Source organism: Bacillus sp. FSL L8-0199, from assembly GCF_038005705.1.
Classification (GTDB): Bacteria; Bacillota; Bacilli; order Bacillales; family Bacillaceae_G; genus Bacillus_A; species Bacillus_A cereus.
The window spans coordinates 301,832-320,862 of record NZ_JBBOTS010000002.1; the positions used below are offsets into that span (position 1 = coordinate 301,832).

The window sequence follows — 19,031 nt, forward strand, 5'->3', positions numbered from 1 at the left end:
ATATTATATAAAAATCTTAACCATTATACGCATTAAAAAATGCTTAAGAGAATATAGATTGGCGGGTATAGTATGAACATATTTAAAGGGTTTCTAATTTCATCAATTGCAATGACCACATTTGTAGGAACAGATCTAATCCTACAAAATGATAGTATTCATAATAAAGTTTACGCTGAATCTAATAATGTCACATACAAAGAAAGAGATTCACAGGAAGAAAGATTAATTGTAAAGTTTAAAAATCAAATTGACTTACCTTATGAAGATGGTATTGAGAAACGAATAAAAAATGGGGATTATGATAACAATTTAAAGCAGTTATTTTCCGAAAATACAGAACTTACTTTAAATCGTCTGTTCTCATCTGTAAATCCGATAGAGATTGAAAAGTTATCAGTACAATCTAAATCAGTTGCTAATGAATCAGCTAATAATTTATTAAATTATTATATTGTACAAGCTCCTAATAACATAGAAATAGAATTATTACTGAAAAAATTTGAAACATCTTCTCTCGTAGAGGAGGCTTATATACAAGAAAAACAAATTTTGACACCCCCTGAAATACAGTTACCAAATTTATCTGTTAATCCGTACGATGATCCTAGATTTAAAAATCAAGGATATCTTGAAGCGGCACCAAAGGGAATTAATGCCTCGCATGCTTGGAGCATTAAAGGTGGTGATGGGAAGGGTACAACTTTTGTGGATATGGAATATGGATGGTTATTGAACCATGAGGATTTAGTCAATAAAAGTATTAAGCTTATGTCGGGACAAAATATAAGCCAGCATAGAGCTCATGGTACTTCTGTATTAGGAATTGTTTCATCTGAAGATAATCAAATTGGAAATATTGGAATTGCACCAAAAGCAAATGTAAAAGTAATATCCCAGATCAGGGATAATGAAATTTATAATACGGCGGATGCTATTTTAAGTGCTGTACATAATTTACAAGCGGGAGATATTCTTTTATTAGAGGCACAAGCTTCGTATGATGGGTATGGGGATAAATATTTACCTGTAGAAGTACATCCAGATATTTTTGATGCAATTCGTGTTGGTGCAGATAAAGGGATTATTATTATAGAAGCTGGCGCAAATGGTTCAAACGACTTAGATAATTTTAAAGATCGTAATGGAAAAAAGATCTTAAATCGAAATAGTCTAGACTTCAAGGATTCAGGTGCTATTATGGTTGGGGCGGGATCATCAACTGTTCCACATAAACGTTTATGGTTTTCAAATTATGGAAGTCGATTAGATGTATATGGATGGGGAGAAAATGTTGATACAACATCAGCAAATCCAAGTCAAAATACTACAAATTTATATACATCAACATTTAGTGGAACATCAAGTGCTTCACCAATTATTGCTGGAGCAGCAACTTCGATACAAGGTATTGCTAAAGAACATCGAGGCTCTCCTTATACACCAGTAGAATTAAGAAATATCTTAAGTAATCCGAATACAGGAACAAAATCTCAAGATCCGTGGAATGATAGAATAGGTGTTTTACCTGATTTAAAAACTATATTAGATAACTTAGGTTTTAATTCAGATATACCGAACTCTTCTAGTATTTTAGAAGGAAAGCAGTTTGCATGGTCCCTAAAAGGAATTAGTGATTTTGAGTTTGCTAAAATTAATTTCAATAAATCGACAGAAGAAATGCAAGTGGACTTAAAAGCAGGCGTACCGCATCATTATTTTAATGAAACATATGCGAGTATTAAAGTCCAAAATGCATCAGGAAAAGTAGTATACAATAAAGACATTTATGGAAATAAACAACAAAATGCTGAATCGCAAAAAGTTTCAGTCAAAGTAGGAGATTATATTGAGTTAACACATCTAGAAGGTGTGCATAGAGCTACTCTCACAAATGTAGATAATAGTAAACAAGAGAGCTTTGGAAAAAAAGTCATATACGAAGTTACAAAAGAAGGCTTGAAGAAAGTAGAAAAAATGCCAGAAACAACAGTTTTAGATGGAAATCAATTTGCATGGTCCCTAAAAGGAATTAGTGATTTCGAGTTTGCAAAAGTTAATTTTAATAAGTCGACAGAAGAAATGCAAATCGACTTAAAAGCAGGCGTACCGCATCATTATTTTAATGAAACGTATGCGAGTATTAAAGTACAAAATGCAACAGGGAAAGTAGTATACAATAAAGACATTTATGGAAACAAACAACAAAATGCTGAATCGCAAAAGGTTCCAGTTAAAGTAGGAGATTATATTGAGTTGACACACCTAGAAGGTGTGCATAGAGCTACTTTAATAAATGTAGACAGCAGTAAACAAGAAAGCTTTGGAAAAAAAGTCATGTACCAAGTTACAAAAGAAGGCTTGAAGAAAGTAGAAAAAATGCCAGAAACAACAGTTTTAGATGGAAATCATTTTGGGTGGTCTTTAAAAGGATATAGTGATAGAGAAATCGCAAAAGTTGATTATAATAGGGCAACAGAGAAAATGCAGGTGAATTTAGAAGCAGGCGTACCACATTCTTACTTTAATAATACGTATGCAAGTATTACAGTAAAGAATTCAACCGGTAGTGTTGTATACAATAAGGATATAGTGGGAAATAGTCAACAAACTGCTGAAAGTCAAACCGTGCCGGTAAAAGTGGGAGATTACATTGAGTTGACCCATATAGAAGGGGAAGCAGTAAAGGAAAAGACACGCGCTACACTTATTAACTTTGAGAATAATAAACAAGAATATATAGGCAAAAAAAGAATCTATCTAGTTACTTCAACGGGATTAAACAAAATAGATTAATATGAAGAACATTCTAATTATTAGTTAGATGCAAATAGTCGTTCATTATGAACGGCTATTTGGCTTTTATTTAACAATACGCTCTCTTTTTTATATACTCTCGTTGCCATCAAATGCTACATTTTTTTATAAATATGTTTTTGAATTAATAAATGTTTAAGTGCAATAGATTTGAGAAAAAAGAAACAGAATAGTAGGGTATTTATTGATAAATCCTCTCAAATATTACAATGTTTTACATATTTGATATGATGTAAATGAGTTCTATGTATATTAAGGGAGGAATGGGAATGAAAAGGTTTATAACACGTGCAAGAGGTAATACAGTCTCAAAAAATTTAGTTTTAATGGTGTTGTCGATGGTTTTAATGATATTTATGATTACACCATCCAATGATGTATCTGCAGCCAACCTATCAAAAGCAGCTACATTAAAAGGCGTGAATTTATTTAATGGAAGTTGGACAGTTGCTATACAGGCAGCAAATTTACAATATGTTTCTGCTGAGCCTTTGGGAAATGTAACAGCAAATCGTAATGTAGTTAATGAATGGGAGAAATTCGAATTAATTCCGACTGGAGAATTATATACGTACGCTTTAAAAGCCAAAAGTAATGGGAAGTATGTTTCGTTTGAGCCAAATGGTAGAGTAGTAGCAGATCGTACATCAATTGGGACATGGGAAAAGTTTATCTTATATAATGGTGGAGACAATAGGATATACGTATTACAAGCACTCAGTAATGGTAGGTATATATCAGCAAATGGTGGTAGAGAATTAACGGCTACTAGTTATGTAGCTGGAAGCTGGGAAAGATTTGTTATTGTATACTTCTAAACTTTGAAGTGTAAAGGGCTGCAGGTAATTAGCAGTCCTTTTTACATGCTAAATAAGGACTTACTGAGGTTATAATGAAAAGAAAAAGAACCCTATAGGGTTCTTTTTCAAGGCATATTAACAGTAAGGAGAATCATGAAATGCTACTTCAAATCTTTATTAGGGGAAAGATTTTGAATAAGCTTAACATACATCTATTTTTACATAAATGTAATATATAGTAAATTGATAATGTTTATACTTACTATTACTAATATTCAATTAAGATAGTTAACACTATGTATATAGTGTTAACTGGTGTTTAGTACAGTATACATTTAGAAATTTAATATTAGATTTCATTTGTTAAAAAAGCTAGAGAAAGTAGTTATGAAAGCAATGAACTAATAAAGAATTTAACAAAATAGTTATTTTGTTAAATAAAAAGCTATGTCTTGTCTATGTAAATATATGTTTGGTTTATACAAACTGTGAGTATTTTTAAGTAAATTATTTGTTTATAAACAAATATAAAGAGCGTCCTCCAGGACGCTCTTCCACCCAAACTTACAATGAAAAAGAATACGTGACATTGTATGCGTTTTTTTTTCTCTTTGTGTAGTTTATCAACAAAAAAGAGCGCTTTTAAAGGCGCCCAATGATCAAGATTTATGTAAAAAAGGTGCACAAGATATGGTATGTATGCTTCTTAATCTTGGTGCAGATTTAATACAAAATCCTTATTTGAAAACAAGAAGCCTTAGAGTTAGGGCTCTAGGGCTTCTTGTTTTGGTATTCTCACATGGTTTTTCAAAAAGAATAGAACATATTGAAGATAACATGTGAATGTTTCATAAATGTATCAAAAAAGTGAACAAAATTGCTATTGCAGAAGAAGCAGAAATGAAGTTTCTAATACGTAAGTACGTGAAAGGTATTATTTCCAGTGGATAAAATGCGCATGGGACACCTAATCATTATTTTATTGGGGGAAAAGAATATGTTATGAACTTGGTGGAATGAAAAAATGAAAATTTTACTTTTAGAGTGAAACTAAACAAAAATGCTATTTTGTAGAGCTTTAATTCCATGAGAAAAGAGCACTTCGTAAAAGTGCTCTTTTGACCAAAATCCATTTTGTAAAAGAGAGGAATACGTAATATCATATGAATTTATTTTTAAATGTGTTTAAAATCGTATAAAAACTTCTTTTTGCAAAACAAAGCAGCCAGCTTAATTAGCTAACTGCTTGTTGTACAAAAGAAAATTAGGCCCTACAAGTAAAAGATATGTAACTTTAAGTTACAACTATATTATAAGCAGAATTAAACATGTTATGCGGTAGTAAAAATAAGCTTAATCAAACTTTCATTTTGTATTAAGTTGGAGTATAAAAAGAGCACTTAGTAAAGTGCCCTCGTGACGAGTCTCATTTTATAACGACTATTTTATAAAGAAAGGAACTCAGGATATTATATGTGCGCCAGTCAATTGAGTACCTTGTACAAATAAAGAGCAGCTACCAAAAGTTAACTGCTCAAGTTGTATTATGAGTAGTATTGTTAGAATATCGAATTTTATCCGTTTAATAAAAAAGCAGCTAGCAAAAGCTAGCTACTTAGCTCCAGGGAAGGGAGAGGAGAAATCAATTAGGTCTAAGTTTGGAATAAGGTTTTTAGATTTTAAGATCTAACCTAAGTATAGTATCGATTTTATTTGAGTTATTATGCATATAAATGGTTCCTCGTGAACTACCCGCCACTTAACGTCCTAACGGACTGTTTGAAGTGGGGGCTTCTCGGTTAGTCGTTACTTTTGGTAGCTAACGAATTCGTCCTAAGACAGCCGAGCTAAATCCCTTGTTCCAAGGGTTATTTTATTGCTATCTATGCTAACACCAATAGGCGTATTGCTTCATTTTTGATATTGATAGCTGCGTTATAATCTCTATCGAGATTTACACCGCATATACAAGTATATATTCGCTCAGACAATGACATATTTTTCACATTTCCACAACTGCTACATGTTTTTGTGGAAGGAAACCATTTGTCTATTTTCACAAGTTGTTTGCCTTGTTCATGTAGTTTATAAGCTAAGAAAGTGGTGAACATACCCCAAGCATTATCAGCGACGCTTTTTCCAAAATGAAGTGCTTGCGACATTCCCTTCATATTTAGATCTTCAATAGCGACAACATCAAAATGAGTAGCTAACTCTTTAGACTTATGATGAAGGAAGTTCTTACGTTGGTTTGCTACTTTTTCATGCAGCTTAGCTACACGGATACGTTGTTTATTCCAACGCCCTGAACCTTTTGTACGTCTTGATAATACTCGTTGCGCCTTTGCTAATCGGTCTAACATTTCACGATAGAACTTAGGATAATTGGCTCTCTCATCCTCAGAACTGACGTATAATTGATCCATCGCAAAGTCTAATCCAACAACTGTTTCTACTTCTTTTTGTACGATCTCTTTTTCGTATTCAGTCAAAATGGACACATAGTATTTACCAGTAGGTGTCATAGAAATCGTACATGACTTGATTATATGGCCTTGTGGTATTTCTCTATGCTGTTTGATACGTACCATTTTCAGTTTTGGCAATTTGATATGACCGTTAAGCAACATAATATTTCCGTTCACTACATTCGTTGTATAAGACTTTCTGTCTTTTTTGCTTTTGAATGTTGGGAAGTCATTTTGACCACGAAAGAAATTTTTATAGGCAATTTGCAAGTTTAGTTGAGCATTTGCCAAAGCTAATGAATCAACTTCTTTTAACCACTCAAATTCTGCTTTGTATTTTGCAGGCGTGGGAAGATTTTGTTTCTTTAGTTGATCCTTATCATCTTTATGTTTTTCATACGCTTCTTTCCGTTCAGCTAACATTCTGTTATACACGAAACGTACACAACCGAAGGTTTTACGTATAAGATGTGCTTGGTCTCCTGTTGGATACAAACGGAATTTATATGCTTTATTCTGCTTTGTCATATCATTTCACCTCACTTTTCACTTTGATTTTCAATATATGTTTTTACTACGTCTATTGGCGAACCACCAGTAGTTAGCAAGCAAAAACTTCTTGACCAAAACATCTCTTTCCAAAGTTTCTTTTTCACTTGTGGAAAGTCTCTTTTAATAAGTCGAGAACTTGCACTTTTATAAGCATTGATGAATTTTGTCATTTCTGTATTAGGGTGTGCTTTGAACAAAATATGAACATGGTCTACATTATGATTCCATTCAACTAATGAGATGTTATAGTTTTCAGATAGTCGAACAAACATATCTTTTGCATAGTCTGACATATCATCATCAAACACATTTCTTCTGTATTTCACGACCAACACAAGGTGATAATATAACAAGAATACTGAATGGTTATTACTATCTAATTTCATTTATATACCAGTCTTTATAATTGATAAGACTGCTTATATCAGAGGCAAAATAAAAAGGAAAACCTTTTGGTTACGCCAAACCGAAATTCATCTCCCACCTACCGTTGGGCTACGCCCTTCACACGCTTGAGGAAGGAGAATTCTTTCGGGAAATTCGTTAAATTATTGCCTTTTTAAGAGAACGGAAAGAGTTTTTCGAGTTAGCATCTTTTGCATAATAATTATTAAAGAGGGAATTTCTACTTAGAAATATAGACTAGTCTATTTTAATTTCTAATGGTCCCAGTATCTTTTATTTTGACGTGCGTCTTTACATTTATTTTAGCCTCTGCTAACGCTTGCAACCAATCTCCTTTTACTTTTTTCCATTCTTTATATTGAAAAGCTCTAGCATATAGGGATAATCCGATTGGATCAATTTTATTCTGTTGTATTTCATTTAATATATTTTGTAAATTATTATTAATTTCTTTTTGAATAGCACTTTTTAAATGATATATATTTTTTTTATTATCATAGTACCCCTTAATTAAATTCGGATTGGTTTTTTCTATTAAAGCTACATTAGCATATATATCGAGATTAAATACAAACTTTCCGTTTTGAAAAGTAACATCTACCTTCCTTGTCGCGTTCTGTACGAAGATAGAAGTATTTGTTTTTTTGTTGGAATTTTTAGGAGGCAGTGCAAGGTGTAGTATCATTCGCCCGTTACTTTTTGACTTATTTAAAAGATTGAAAAATTTAACATCTTTTTTAGGGATATAAGTTAAATATTTCCCTTTTCGATTTAAAAATGCAATTCCTACTGTGTCGATTTCATTCTTTGTTTTTTTGATAATTGGAACAGTTTGCGTCATTCCATCTTCATTTTGTTCTCTCATTAATTGCTGAATTGTAGAAGAGACGGATTGGTTATTTTGAATTGAGGATTCGATTACACCATTTATATAAGATGATAGTGATGGTTTACTAGGCTTATAAATTTTAAAAATTTCTTCTGCAGGCCCATCTACAAGTACTACTTTAGCATTAATGGTAGCGTAAGGATCACGGTAAGAAGAATCAAGCTCCTGTAACCAATTTGCTTCTTGCGCTAATTTTTTCCCAATTAAAATGATTTCAGCTTTGGAAGCTGTCATAAAGCCCGTTAACTTTGTATCTATCTTACTGAATCCAGTATATACAGTTGATGCTTTTGTCCAATGTTCTATAGTACTTTTTTGTTGCTTATGATGAAAGAGTGGTATACTTGTTCCAACTTTTATGTCTCCATTAGCGGTTCTATCCAAGCCAATTAACAGGATTAATGAAACCTTCTCAAGAGGAATTCTTTGACTACAACCAATTATATATACACAACAAATTAAAACCCATATCCATTTTCGAATCAAAGTTGTTTCCTCCTAGTAACCCAAGTAAAAAGAATACTGTAAACGAAAAAAATAATTGGTAATAGAATAAAGAAAACGACATTTAAGATATCCATAAGAGAATATATAAACAAATATTGATCCACATCGGGATTTAGGAAAATAAATAGACCAACTATAAATAACATAAAAGCAAGTAGCGCCCAATTACGAACGTTTTTTTGAAGTGAAATGGTCACAGATTCAAAACTGAAAAATAAATACGGATATATTGTAGTGGAAAATACAATCAAGTAGTAAGCGATATATATAATTTCTAATCTTTCCATGAAAGAAAAACGAACCCCTTTTAACAGATGAAATACTGGCCAGATTACGTCTTTTATCCCCTCTGGACTAAAGTATATATAAGAAAGAATAGTCACATATAGATAGAAAAGCATAGTTCCAGTATTCGCTATTAGTAGCCCTTTTATGGCTTTTTGTTTTTTTTGTAAGAACGGGTATATATAATATGCAATTTCTAAGCCAGCATAAGGTGTAATGGTTTCTTTTGTTGCCTTTATAATAGGGTATAATCCATCTTTAAAAATAGGTAGTAGGTGTAAAGGGTTGTAGTTAGTCTTTAGTGAGAAAAGAAGAAATAGTGGCATCCAAGTAGTGAAGAAGAAAACAAGCATAGAATAACTAGTAAGAGCCCTTAACCCACTCAGAGCTAAAATAATAAAAGGTAATAGTAATAATATGGTGATTTGATAAGCAGGAGTGGAAGGGAATATCCACACTTTTACAATATCAGTTGCCTTTAATAAAGTATTAAATCCAGCAAAAAATAGATAAGAGGCATATGCAAGAAAAAGAATTGTTCCTATCCATTTACCAAAGTATGTTTTTAAGATTTGTGAGAAATTTTTTTTTGGATTTTTTTGTAACATTAATATAATAATTACACCGATTATAGAAGTAACTATCCATCCGAGAATGATCGAAATCCAGCCATCTGTACCAGCAGTAGTAGCAAGTGGGCTTGGCATAATTAACATACCAGATGCAAGTTGCAGCGAATGGATGAAAATAATAAATTCGAATAAAGTTATATTTTTGAATTTAAGATTCCCCATGCGGACCACCTTCTTTTTTCTTTTCTTGTTTCGGCTGTCCAGTACTCGAGCGGGTGGTAATCATCGAAATAGGAAACCTTACAAAAGAATCTTTTAACTCTTGAAGCCGAAATGGCGCGATTGGCAATCCGTATGGTGAACCATAGGAAGTCAGTGAAACAAAATGAGCAAATAAGAGCATTAATCCACTAACAATACCTACAACCCCATAAAAGTATGCCAATAACATTATTGGAAAACGAATAAGGCGTATAGAACTTGATAAATCATAATTAGAAACAATAAATGATGCAATGGCTGTAATAGATACGATAATAACCATAACGTTACTCACAAGTCCAGCTTGAACAGCCGCCTGTCCAATTACAATCCCTCCAACAATACCAATAGTTTGTCCAATAGGTTGTGGTAAGCGAATACCAGCTTCACGTAGCATTTCCAGTGTAATTTCCATTATAAAAGCTTCCAATAAGGGAGAGAAGGGGACCTTAACTCTTGACGTTGCAATAGAAGTGTATAAATCTATAGGAATGATCTCAAAGTGAAAGGATACTATAGCAATATAAAATGCGGGTAAAAAAATAGCTATAATAAATCCTGCAAATCGTAATAAGCGAAAAAAAGATGCAATGAGCCAATGAATATTATAGTCATCTGGGGTTTGAAAAAATCCAATCAAATTCATAGGAACAACCATAGCACCAGGGGATCTATCCATTAACACTGCTACTTTCCCATCAAGTATATGGTTTGAAATGGCGTCTGGACGTTCGCTTAAATAAGCCTGTGGAAAAGGAGTCCAATTTTGATCTTTTGTATAATTAGATAGCTCTCCAATACTTAATACCGCATCTGTTTTGATTTTGCAGATTCTAGTTTCTATTTCTTGGACTACATCTGCGTTTGCTACATCACCTAAGTAAATTAAATAGACTAAAGAAGTGGCTCGTTCTCCAATCGTCAGCTTTTTGATTTTTAACTCTGTAGAAGGAATATATCGACGAATTAGGCCTATATTTTTTGTGACATTCTCAATAAAACCATCATGTGAGCCTTTAATAGTAACTTCTGAAATTGGTTCTTGAATGGCTCTCTCTGCCCAGCCTTTTGTATTTATTAGAAGTGACCGATTTTCTCCTTCCATAAACAGTACACATTGACCCTCAAGTAATCCTTCTTTAATTTCATTCCATGTATATACGATTTTTGTATGAGTAGCAATAATATTAGAATTAAAAATTTGAATGTCTTCATTTACTTCTTGTAATAATGGTGTAACAACATTGGCTTTTAATGCAACACCATCTGTAAGGCCTTCAAAATAATAAAGTAAAATATTCGTGTTTGTTTTTAATTGCAAAGGATGTTCAATCAAATCTGCACTAATATCAAAGATATTATCTAGTGTATTTTTAAGTTGTTTTAGGTTATTTGTTTCGATCTTTTCAATGGTTTTATATGTCTTAGTTTCTAAGGTCTCTTCATTTAAGGACAAAATTGACACCTCTTTAATATATACCGATTAGTTGTAGTTATTATTTTTATATAATTGAATTTTATTCATTAATTTAATCGAATTGGATGTAAGAATTGATAAATTTGATGTGCTATATTATTAATTCAATAATTGAGAGGAAAAAAGTAGAGGTAATTTGTGTGAAAATCTAAGTTTCAAGATAGAATTAAAATTTCAATGATTATAACAAAAAAGAACCATTGATAGGCTCTTTTTCATAGTTGGTAAATATGTTATCAACAATAGATGGCGATTAAGGTAGTAATTTAGATGCCTTTAAGTTAATCATCTGAATTTTGTAGGAAGAATTCTTTTTCCATACCTTAATGCTCAATGAAAAAGGATATTTCATTTATTTGGGTGTTCTAGTGTATTTGAATCTTGCGCACTAACAAATTTTGTTTAGGGACAAAATGTATTTTCTTAATAATCAGAAAAATAACGCGGCAAAATTCTTATTAATTATTTTGGTAGGTATCAAATATTCCTTTGGCCTTATTTTCATGATATTACCGTACGCTTATATGTTTCTAAGGGAAAGAAATACTTTCATTTTTATGACCATCTATTGTTTGATTAAGATGGTAACACGAAATAGAAGCGTTTACAACCAGAAAATAAAGAAAAAATATTAAAATAAGACTTTTTTCGACAATTATTTTATGTTTATATTTCATTTTATTATAGGAAAAGGCGGGGGAAGCGGACCTTTTCCTATAAAATGTTTTGTTGGAATTAGAAATAACTAAAAAAGTAATATTAGCTTAAAATTAAAATGAAATTCAATGATAAGATTATAATTGAATTTTTAAACCTCAGGTGTATTGAAAGTATGGTCAAATTTTAATCCACTTTGCGTTTCTTCCCTTTGTAACTAGCTTAATATGGCCAAACACTTGCAAGGAATTTAAAGCCTTACTGATTGTACTTTCTGCAATGTCTGGATAAGTGTTACGAATACTCTCCTTAGTAAAAGGTTGTTTTTGTTTAAGTATAAAATCTTGAATTCTCTCAACTTTAGTATGTTTACATATAGAATCTAGAACTGTGTTATGAAGATCTTTGTAAGCCTCTAATATAATTGATAAAAACGTTTTTAACCAAAAGCTATTATTATGTTCCTCGCAGTACCAATTGACCGAAGATTTATAAATCGAATTGTAATAATCAGATTCATTTTTCTTAATATATTTATCCAAACATACATATTTTACAAATGTATGTCCACTCTTAATTAACAGCAATTGCATTAACATAAACGCCAGCCTGTTATTACCTTGATTGAAAGGGACTATGCAATAAAAATTTAATATAAAACGAGCTATTAATAAAAGTGAATGTAGCCCCTTACTAGTATTTAATGAGTTGTATTGATCACATAATTGCTCCATAAACTGTGGAATGAGTTCATGCGGAAGAATGCGGTAACTATTCAAGTGCATTCCATGCTCAGGAATACCTGGAATAATAAAAGGTTTTTCACGCCATTTGGCACTGTCAGAGGTAAGGTAATGTATTAGTTGAAAATGTAATTCCTGTATAGTTGCTGGATTAATTGATAAAGTACAGGAGTTTTTATGTACAAAAGAAAGTGTTTGATAATAACAAAAAATAGCATCTTCAGAAATATTTTGAGGTACTATATCATCTAAAATAAGTTCTTTTAATCTTTTATTAGGAACTTTTATATCCTCATAAATAGTTGTGAAATTTTTTATGTAATGTAGTGGTATAGTTTTTTCTAAACTATTAAATATGTCAGGGTTTTGTTCCTGATAAGCAGCTAATTTTCCTTTGAATTCGCTAATTTCACTTATTAAATTGATTAACCTCCTTTTTAATTCAATATTTTTGTACTTATCATCAAAAAAGTCTCTCATTTTTGTTCCTCCTGTAACCCCTTAACACGTTGTTGCATATATCTTTCCATTCTAAAGGTATGCTACGACATCATTGTAAAATAAAGATATTTTCGGTCTGATTTTGAATATATATCAGAATCTATATTTTTATTTAACAATTAAAATATGGAAATTATAAAGAAGAATCGTTAGGATTCAATTTTAATAGGCATAATCCTAACATCAAATGCACAAATGTACAATAAAAAAATAAAAAAATAAAAAAAATAAAACTATCGACTCTTTTGAAATATTATCTAAAAGAGTTTTAAGAAATTGTAGGTATAGATGTGCTTTGGTTTAGGAGTAAATAATAAAGCGGTAATAGAGTTTTCATAGGTAATTAAAAAGTAGATAGACTATTAATTTGTGACAATTACGTGCCTAATCTATCATATGCTTTTATGAGAATTTTAAAATTAAATCCTAACGAGCTGAATTTTCTATATTTAGCATAAATATTAGGGAGGCGTGCTGATGAAATGTATCATTTTATATAGAAATATGTAACGTTTAACACTCGTATTGTAAAATATTTTGACATACGTTAATTTAAATATTAGGTACAGGAACATTTAATAAAAACTCAGTACTAAAGTACCCTTTAAACGTTTCACCCTAAGAACGTTTCTCAAGCACACTGAAGTTTACCCGTTGTTTCTGTGCCTTATTAGATAAAAATAATATAATAAATTTTTAGAATATGATAATGAAAAATGGGTTTTCAAATCTTTTTCTCCTTAAATATTAACAATCTCTTGATAATCTGTTTAAAGTGAGAAAATGCAGGATAGACAATGGTTATTAATAAAGAAAATACAGTTAAGCTAGATACCTTAAGTCATTTTATAAGTAATTAAGCGTTAGATTGAATTAGTAAGAATATTATATGTGTTTGCTAAATGGCTTGTTTTAATTGTTCTGTTACTATTAATTTATGAATTTTAACATTTAGCAGCTAGTCAACATATAGGTTATATTGATTATGTGGGTTTTAACCTCAAGTGTATATGTTTAAGGTTAAGGGATTTGTGAGTGTTATAAAAGAAGTGAAAGTCTGGAAGAAACGGATATAATCGGTTTCTTCCAGACTTTTTTTGCTTTTTTGTAATATAAAAAAATTATTTTTCCTACATGATTTAATTATCTGTTTTAATATTTGAATTTTTTGTGAAATTAAACGAAGTTTTTATACTTTTTTTAAAACATAATGTTACAAAATAGACTTATTGTATTTATTTTATTTTTATATGAGATTAAAAATAATAATAAACGTACCAATGTATGAGAGGTATTAGTATATTTATTAGTAATTTGTTCGTTTATCTCTATATTGCTATTATATTAGCGATAACAATAATATATTGGGGGGACAAGAATGAATTTGAAATTTGCATCTAAATTGGAAAGATTAAGAAAAAGTAAAAAAGGAATTGGTGCTTGTGTTTTAGCTGCAGGGGTAACGGCTATTACTATGATTCCTCAAAGTGCTTATGCACATGGATTTGTTGAAAAGCCAAGTAGCCGTGCTGCTTTATGTAGTCAGAATTATGGAGCATTGAATTTAAATTGTGGAAATATAATGTACGAACCTCAAAGCCTAGAAGCACCTAAAGGATTCCCAGATGGGGGACCGATTGATGGAAAAATCGCTTCGGCAGGAGGACTGTTTGGAGGAATTCTTGACCAACAAACATCAAATCGCTGGTTCAAAAACACGATTAAGGGTGGAGCAAATACCTTTACATGGAAATATACAGCTGCACATCCTACAAGTAAATGGCATTATTACATTACAAAAAAGGGATGGGATCCTAATAAACCATTAACACGTGCTGAATTAGAACCAATTGGAACTGTGAAACATGATGGTTCTGCCGCATCAAATAATTTAACACATACAATTAATGTACCAACTGATCGCAATGGTTATCATGTCATTTTAGCTGTATGGGATGTAGCAGATACGTCAAATGCGTTTTATAATGTAATTGATGTAAATCTAGTAAATAATGAAACTCCCGATACAGTAGCTCCAAGTCAACCAACTGAATTAAATGCCTCTAAAGTTTCTGCCAATAGTGTTGAAATAACATGGAAGGCCTCTACTGATAATATAGGTGTAAAAGAATATCAAGTGTTACGTAATGGCGAAGTAATTGATACGGTACCAGGTACAACTTTTATTGATAAAAAACTAAAAGCAGATACGGAATATACCTATACAATAAAGGCATTAGACTCTGCTGGAAACATATCAAAAGAAAGTGAAAAACTAAAGGTTAAGACAACACATGCAATCCCAGATATAGAGGCTCCAACTCAACCAAAAGGATTACATAGTATGGGTACAACAGCGACAACTGTTGATTTGATGTGGAGTCCGTCTGAAGATAATGTAGGTGTTGACCATTATATTGTATATAGAGAAAGCGCTGGGGTTATGAATAAAATTGGGACAGCGGCTAATACATCCTTTATGGATAAAGATTTGAAGGCTAATACATCGTATAAATATGTAGTGACGGCGGTTGATTTAGCTGGAAATGAATCTAGTAGAAGTGATGTTTTGAATGTAACAACAAAGTCAGAGGATTCCACATATGAAAAATGGGATGCAAGAAAAGCATATACTAAAGGCGATAGAGTAATACATGAGGGAAAAGTGTATGAAGCAGTTCAAGATCATCAAGGAAATGGCGACTCAAATTGGATTTTTGCCTTATCGCTTTGGAAGCCAGTTTTGAATAAGTGACAGGTGGGAAAAGGTAGTTAACATTTTTGGGTTTTCTTTTAAAAATTAAGGGCTGTTCCAAATATGAATTATCTTATGATTTAAATGTTGAACTACTCACCACTTAACGTCCTAACGGACTGTTTGAAGTGGGAGATTCCTGCGAACACCGATGTATCCATCAGTTATCTTAGCAGGCTCTACCCGCAGTCCCTACGGTGAGAACATAAGTATCTTGTACGCTGACTCACCACACTCCCTACTTTAGCTTGGTTTTCGCGATTTTGAGAAGCGTGGGGCGATAGAACGTTGAAGATTTTACGGTTGCAACGTTTTTCTGCAACCAACCTCATATCTTCAGTTTTCGAAGAGCAATCTGTACAAGTAAATGATAGCAAATATGTTGACTTATGCCAACCGACATTCATCTCCCACCTAAAATTGGTGTTTCGCACCTTCACATTTTTGAGGAAGGAGTCTTCTTTCGGAAAACGATAAATCAATAAGATTTAAATCCCATCCTAATGTTTACGAAATGAAATTAAAAAAGAATCCCAATGGAATTTCATTGGGATTCTTTATTTTCTAATTTGTAATAGCGTATATTTTCACTGTGAATTTGTTAGTGGCACCCATTGGACTTGCAATATAATATTTAGTATTTGTGTAAGCTTCAGTCCTAGATCCATGTGAAATGTTTTTCCAACGAGTAGAATCTATTCCTAGGGAAACATCAATCATTACATTGAAAGAGATAGTAGAAGAATAATCTTTTTCTGAAGGCTCAATAACCCATTTTAATTCTTTGGTACCTACAGGTAAACTATCAATTTTAAAGTTTTGACTGGATCGATTTTGTTGTCCGGATAATGGACTAGATTCAGATGAAATTTGCGAAATTAATATTTCTTTTTCATTAGAATGTATGCCATTTAATTTAATGATACTATCAATTAAACCTGGACCAGGAAAATCAGCTGCGATGATACCAGAATGTTTAATTATGCCTTGTTGTAAGAGTTCGGTCCCAAGTGTATTCATTCCCCCATAGTATACTTGTCCGTTTCTATCGCGAGGGAAATCACTCCATGCATTTGTGGAATTCGTTTGAATCAATTTAGGACTACTATCAGTATTTCTGCTCTCTTTTCCGCTTGCAATAAACCAAGGATATACATTATTTAAAAATGCTGCTGCGCCTCCCGTACCACTAAAATGGTTGAGATAAATTTTTCCATTATTAAAGTTAGTATTTGCATTTTGTAGATGGTTTTTTATCTCAGTCCATTTTGCATATATTTCATCTGGTCCGCTTCCAATTTCAAACTTATCTTGTATATTCAAACCTTCGTAATCAATACCGTACAATTGAGTGGATGTAAAGTTTTGTAAGATTACAATTTTCCCGCGGGTATCTCCTAAAGTAGGGGTATTTCTATCTGAAGTTGATACGGAATTAGGATTCCAAAAATATGAAGCATTAACGTTTTTATATTTTAAAAATATCTCCTCAAATGATAGAGAGCCGCTTTCAGGAGTAGTTTCTTCTTTTAGGCGCATTAATATTGTTTCTGTTGGATGATCTTTTAAAAATTGAATTGTCTCTTTTAATACATCTTCAAACATAGTTTTTTGATTTACAATGCCATGATACATTGCAAAAGAATCTTTTACACGTTTAACACGCATATCTACATATCGGATTCCAGAATTTAATTGTTGGGATAGACTCATAGTTTGATTTCTTGTCAAATTTTCATCAAGAAAGCTTACTCCATGTAAAGCCATAGTACCATGAGTCCCTGGAATAGATATTTCACTTAATTTTGTAGAATCTTCTATTTTCGACATCCACGCTGGATTTTGATATCCTATATTGGATTCATAGGAATAACCTGAATGACTATCAGCTAAAATAGTAGATGGTGTACTTAAACTTGCTAGTGTAATACAAGTGAGGATGCTAATTTTAATGAAATTTCTCATTTTTATTTTCTTCATTTGATCTCTCCTGATTTTTAAATAATCGCTAGATGATTTTTTACTATATTTATTGTTTTTCATTCTTAAGGTAATAAATTTTTGGAGTTGATAATAATTAAAAATAGGGGGAGTAAGTTATTTGAGACTTTAATAATTTGTTTTTATGAATTGTACCTAATAGCCAAACGTATTCTTGAAAAATCGAAATATAGCCTCCAAAAACCAACCGTTGCTCGTATTGTATACAAACAAAACAGAAGCCTTAAAAAAGACTTCTATTTTGTGACATATAATGAATGATAAGGTGGTAAACAAATCAAGATAATGTGACTGAGTGGTAAAAATTTATTAATAGCTGTTTTAGAATCTCTTATAACAATGCTAATAAAAATTGGGAAATCCTACTCATTAAAACTTAGACTAACTACAGTTGCGATTGATTGGGCTGCATGTTCCCAGCTTCCGTCTATAACTTTACCAATCTGCTGACCAAGTGTATTTAAATCATTTGGATTAACTGGAATTCCATTATACGCAGCAAGAATTGATAAAAGTGGAGCAGCAAATGGTGTCCAACCACCTCTATCAATATTAAATACAGGTTTATCTAGTACTTTTCCATCTTGTACGGTAAACTCATAATAAAATTGATCATCTGGACGAAAACTTAAATGATGAGAAATTTGCCCCTTAACATATTTTTTTCCTGCACCTAGATTTACTACTTCTATTTCTTTCACATTAAATTCATGCTCAAATACTTTGATTTTTTTGACTTCTGGACCGTTTAAGGCAGCTTGAACGGCTGTTTCCAAATTGTTTTGTGCAAAAGGTTGAATACTCATTTGTGCCTCTTTTTGTTGAATAGGAACCTCTTTTTCTGCAGCAAACACTGAGGTAGTAGGTATTGCACCTGTAGCTAATGTAGCTGCAAGGGCTGTTGTCATGATGCTTTTTCTTTTCATCTTCATAGTTTTCCTTCCTCTCTTAAAGTTATGATATATAATCTTTTAAAGATTGACACGGTACAATTTTTATTCATAATGTACGTAAAAGTCAGTTTAAGAATAATGTGAAATCGTGTCAGAAAATTAAAGTTAATTATATATGTATTTAAGATGATATCTATCTACACATATTTTTTCAATTTTTAGATAAATGTAATAGTAATGACTTCTCAAGAATTAATTTAGCACCTTGTTTATCTAGAAAAATCCTATAAAATACATTTAGTTCATAGTAAAAGTAATATATTTGATATCAAGTGTCTTACATAATGCGATAAAATTTCACAATTTTTTATTATTATATACAGAAAAAGGTAACGAAACATAAGTAATATGTAATACTTGTTATAGGTGTGAATTATGCGAATATACT

The 19,031-nt window shown here is 31.7% G+C and carries 11 protein-coding genes; 3 read left to right on the forward strand and 8 right to left on the reverse strand.

Annotated features, from left to right (window positions below):
- The first annotated feature begins 72 nt into the window (after nucleotides 1–72).
- Entirely contained in the window at nucleotides 73–2,796 is a 2,724-nt protein-coding gene (locus NST86_RS29285; RefSeq protein ID WP_086423801.1) for a putative mucin/carbohydrate-binding domain-containing protein, read from the forward strand.
- Nucleotides 2,797–3,086: 290 nt separating this feature from the next.
- Nucleotides 3,087–3,635 (forward strand): fascin domain-containing protein, encoded by a 549-nt coding sequence (locus NST86_RS29290; protein ID WP_047387444.1) that lies wholly within the window; start codon nucleotides 3,087–3,089, stop codon nucleotides 3,633–3,635.
- Between the two features lie 1,865 nt (nucleotides 3,636–5,500).
- On the opposite strand, the gene NST86_RS29295 is transcribed toward NST86_RS29290, so the two are convergent.
- The 6 genes from NST86_RS29295 to NST86_RS29320 all read right to left on the reverse strand — a co-directional run bounded on the left by NST86_RS29295 (nucleotide 5,501) and on the right by NST86_RS29320 (nucleotide 12,913).
- Nucleotides 5,501–6,613, reverse strand: coding sequence for an RNA-guided endonuclease TnpB family protein (locus NST86_RS29295; RefSeq protein ID WP_061662953.1), 1,113 nt, complete (start codon nucleotides 6,611–6,613; stop codon nucleotides 5,501–5,503).
- A gap of 11 nt (nucleotides 6,614–6,624) precedes the next feature.
- Nucleotides 6,625–7,023 carry an IS200/IS605 family transposase gene (gene tnpA, locus NST86_RS29300; protein ID WP_061662955.1) on the reverse strand — a complete coding sequence of 133 codons (399 nt, stop codon included), beginning with the start codon at nucleotides 7,021–7,023 and terminating at the stop codon, nucleotides 6,625–6,627.
- A gap of 266 nt (nucleotides 7,024–7,289) precedes the next feature.
- Entirely contained in the window at nucleotides 7,290–8,417 is a 1,128-nt protein-coding gene (locus tag NST86_RS29305) for a Ger(x)C family spore germination protein (RefSeq protein ID WP_000619992.1), read from the reverse strand.
- Nucleotides 8,414–9,517, reverse strand: a complete 1,104-nt coding sequence (locus NST86_RS29310) for a GerAB/ArcD/ProY family transporter (RefSeq protein WP_061662957.1) — start codon at nucleotides 9,515–9,517, stop codon at nucleotides 8,414–8,416. The genes NST86_RS29305 and NST86_RS29310 overlap by 4 nt, the downstream gene beginning before the upstream one ends.
- Nucleotides 9,504–11,012, reverse strand: a complete 1,509-nt coding sequence (locus NST86_RS29315) for a spore germination protein (protein ID WP_086424387.1) — start codon at nucleotides 11,010–11,012, stop codon at nucleotides 9,504–9,506. The genes NST86_RS29310 and NST86_RS29315 overlap by 14 nt, the downstream gene beginning before the upstream one ends.
- A gap of 857 nt (nucleotides 11,013–11,869) precedes the next feature.
- The gene (locus tag NST86_RS29320; protein ID WP_061662961.1) at nucleotides 11,870–12,913 is read right to left on the reverse strand and encodes a Fic family protein; all 1,044 of its coding nucleotides are present in this window, start codon (nucleotides 12,911–12,913) and stop codon (nucleotides 11,870–11,872) included.
- A 1,399-nt stretch (nucleotides 12,914–14,312) separates the two neighbouring features.
- On the opposite strand from NST86_RS29320, the gene NST86_RS29325 reads away from it, so the two are divergent.
- The gene (locus tag NST86_RS29325) at nucleotides 14,313–15,689 is read left to right on the forward strand and encodes a lytic polysaccharide monooxygenase (protein ID WP_070184295.1); all 1,377 of its coding nucleotides are present in this window, start codon (nucleotides 14,313–14,315) and stop codon (nucleotides 15,687–15,689) included.
- 564 nt (nucleotides 15,690–16,253) lie between these two features.
- On the opposite strand, the gene NST86_RS29330 is transcribed toward NST86_RS29325, so the two are convergent.
- Entirely contained in the window at nucleotides 16,254–17,669 is a 1,416-nt protein-coding gene (locus tag NST86_RS29330; protein WP_061662965.1) for a phosphatidylinositol-specific phospholipase C, read from the reverse strand.
- Nucleotides 17,670–18,052: 383 nt separating this feature from the next.
- Complete coding sequence (locus tag NST86_RS29335; RefSeq protein ID WP_061662966.1) at nucleotides 18,053–18,622, reverse strand: hypothetical protein; 570 nt, start codon at nucleotides 18,620–18,622, stop codon at nucleotides 18,053–18,055.
- Between the last annotated feature and the right edge of the window lie 409 nt (nucleotides 18,623–19,031).

Bases quoted from the DNA above. Each gene is read 5' to 3' on its own strand.
- NST86_RS29285 (WP_086423801.1), top strand. From the start codon at position 73: ATGAACATATTTAAAGGGTTTCTAATTTCATCAATTGCAATGACCACA.
- NST86_RS29290 (WP_047387444.1), top strand. From the start codon at position 3,087: ATGAAAAGGTTTATAACACGTGCAAGAGGTAATACAGTCTCAAAAAAT.
- NST86_RS29295 (WP_061662953.1), bottom strand. From the start codon at position 6,613: ATGACAAAGCAGAATAAAGCATATAAATTCCGTTTGTATCCAACAGGA.
- tnpA (WP_061662955.1), bottom strand. From the start codon at position 7,023: ATGAAATTAGATAGTAATAACCATTCAGTATTCTTGTTATATTATCAC.
- NST86_RS29310 (WP_061662957.1), bottom strand. From the start codon at position 9,517: ATGGGGAATCTTAAATTCAAAAATATAACTTTATTCGAATTTATTATT.
- NST86_RS29320 (WP_061662961.1), bottom strand. From the start codon at position 12,913: ATGAGAGACTTTTTTGATGATAAGTACAAAAATATTGAATTAAAAAGG.
- NST86_RS29325 (WP_070184295.1), top strand. From the start codon at position 14,313: ATGAATTTGAAATTTGCATCTAAATTGGAAAGATTAAGAAAAAGTAAA.
- NST86_RS29330 (WP_061662965.1), bottom strand. From the start codon at position 17,669: ATGAAGAAAATAAAAATGAGAAATTTCATTAAAATTAGCATCCTCACT.
- NST86_RS29335 (WP_061662966.1), bottom strand. From the start codon at position 18,622: ATGAAGATGAAAAGAAAAAGCATCATGACAACAGCCCTTGCAGCTACA.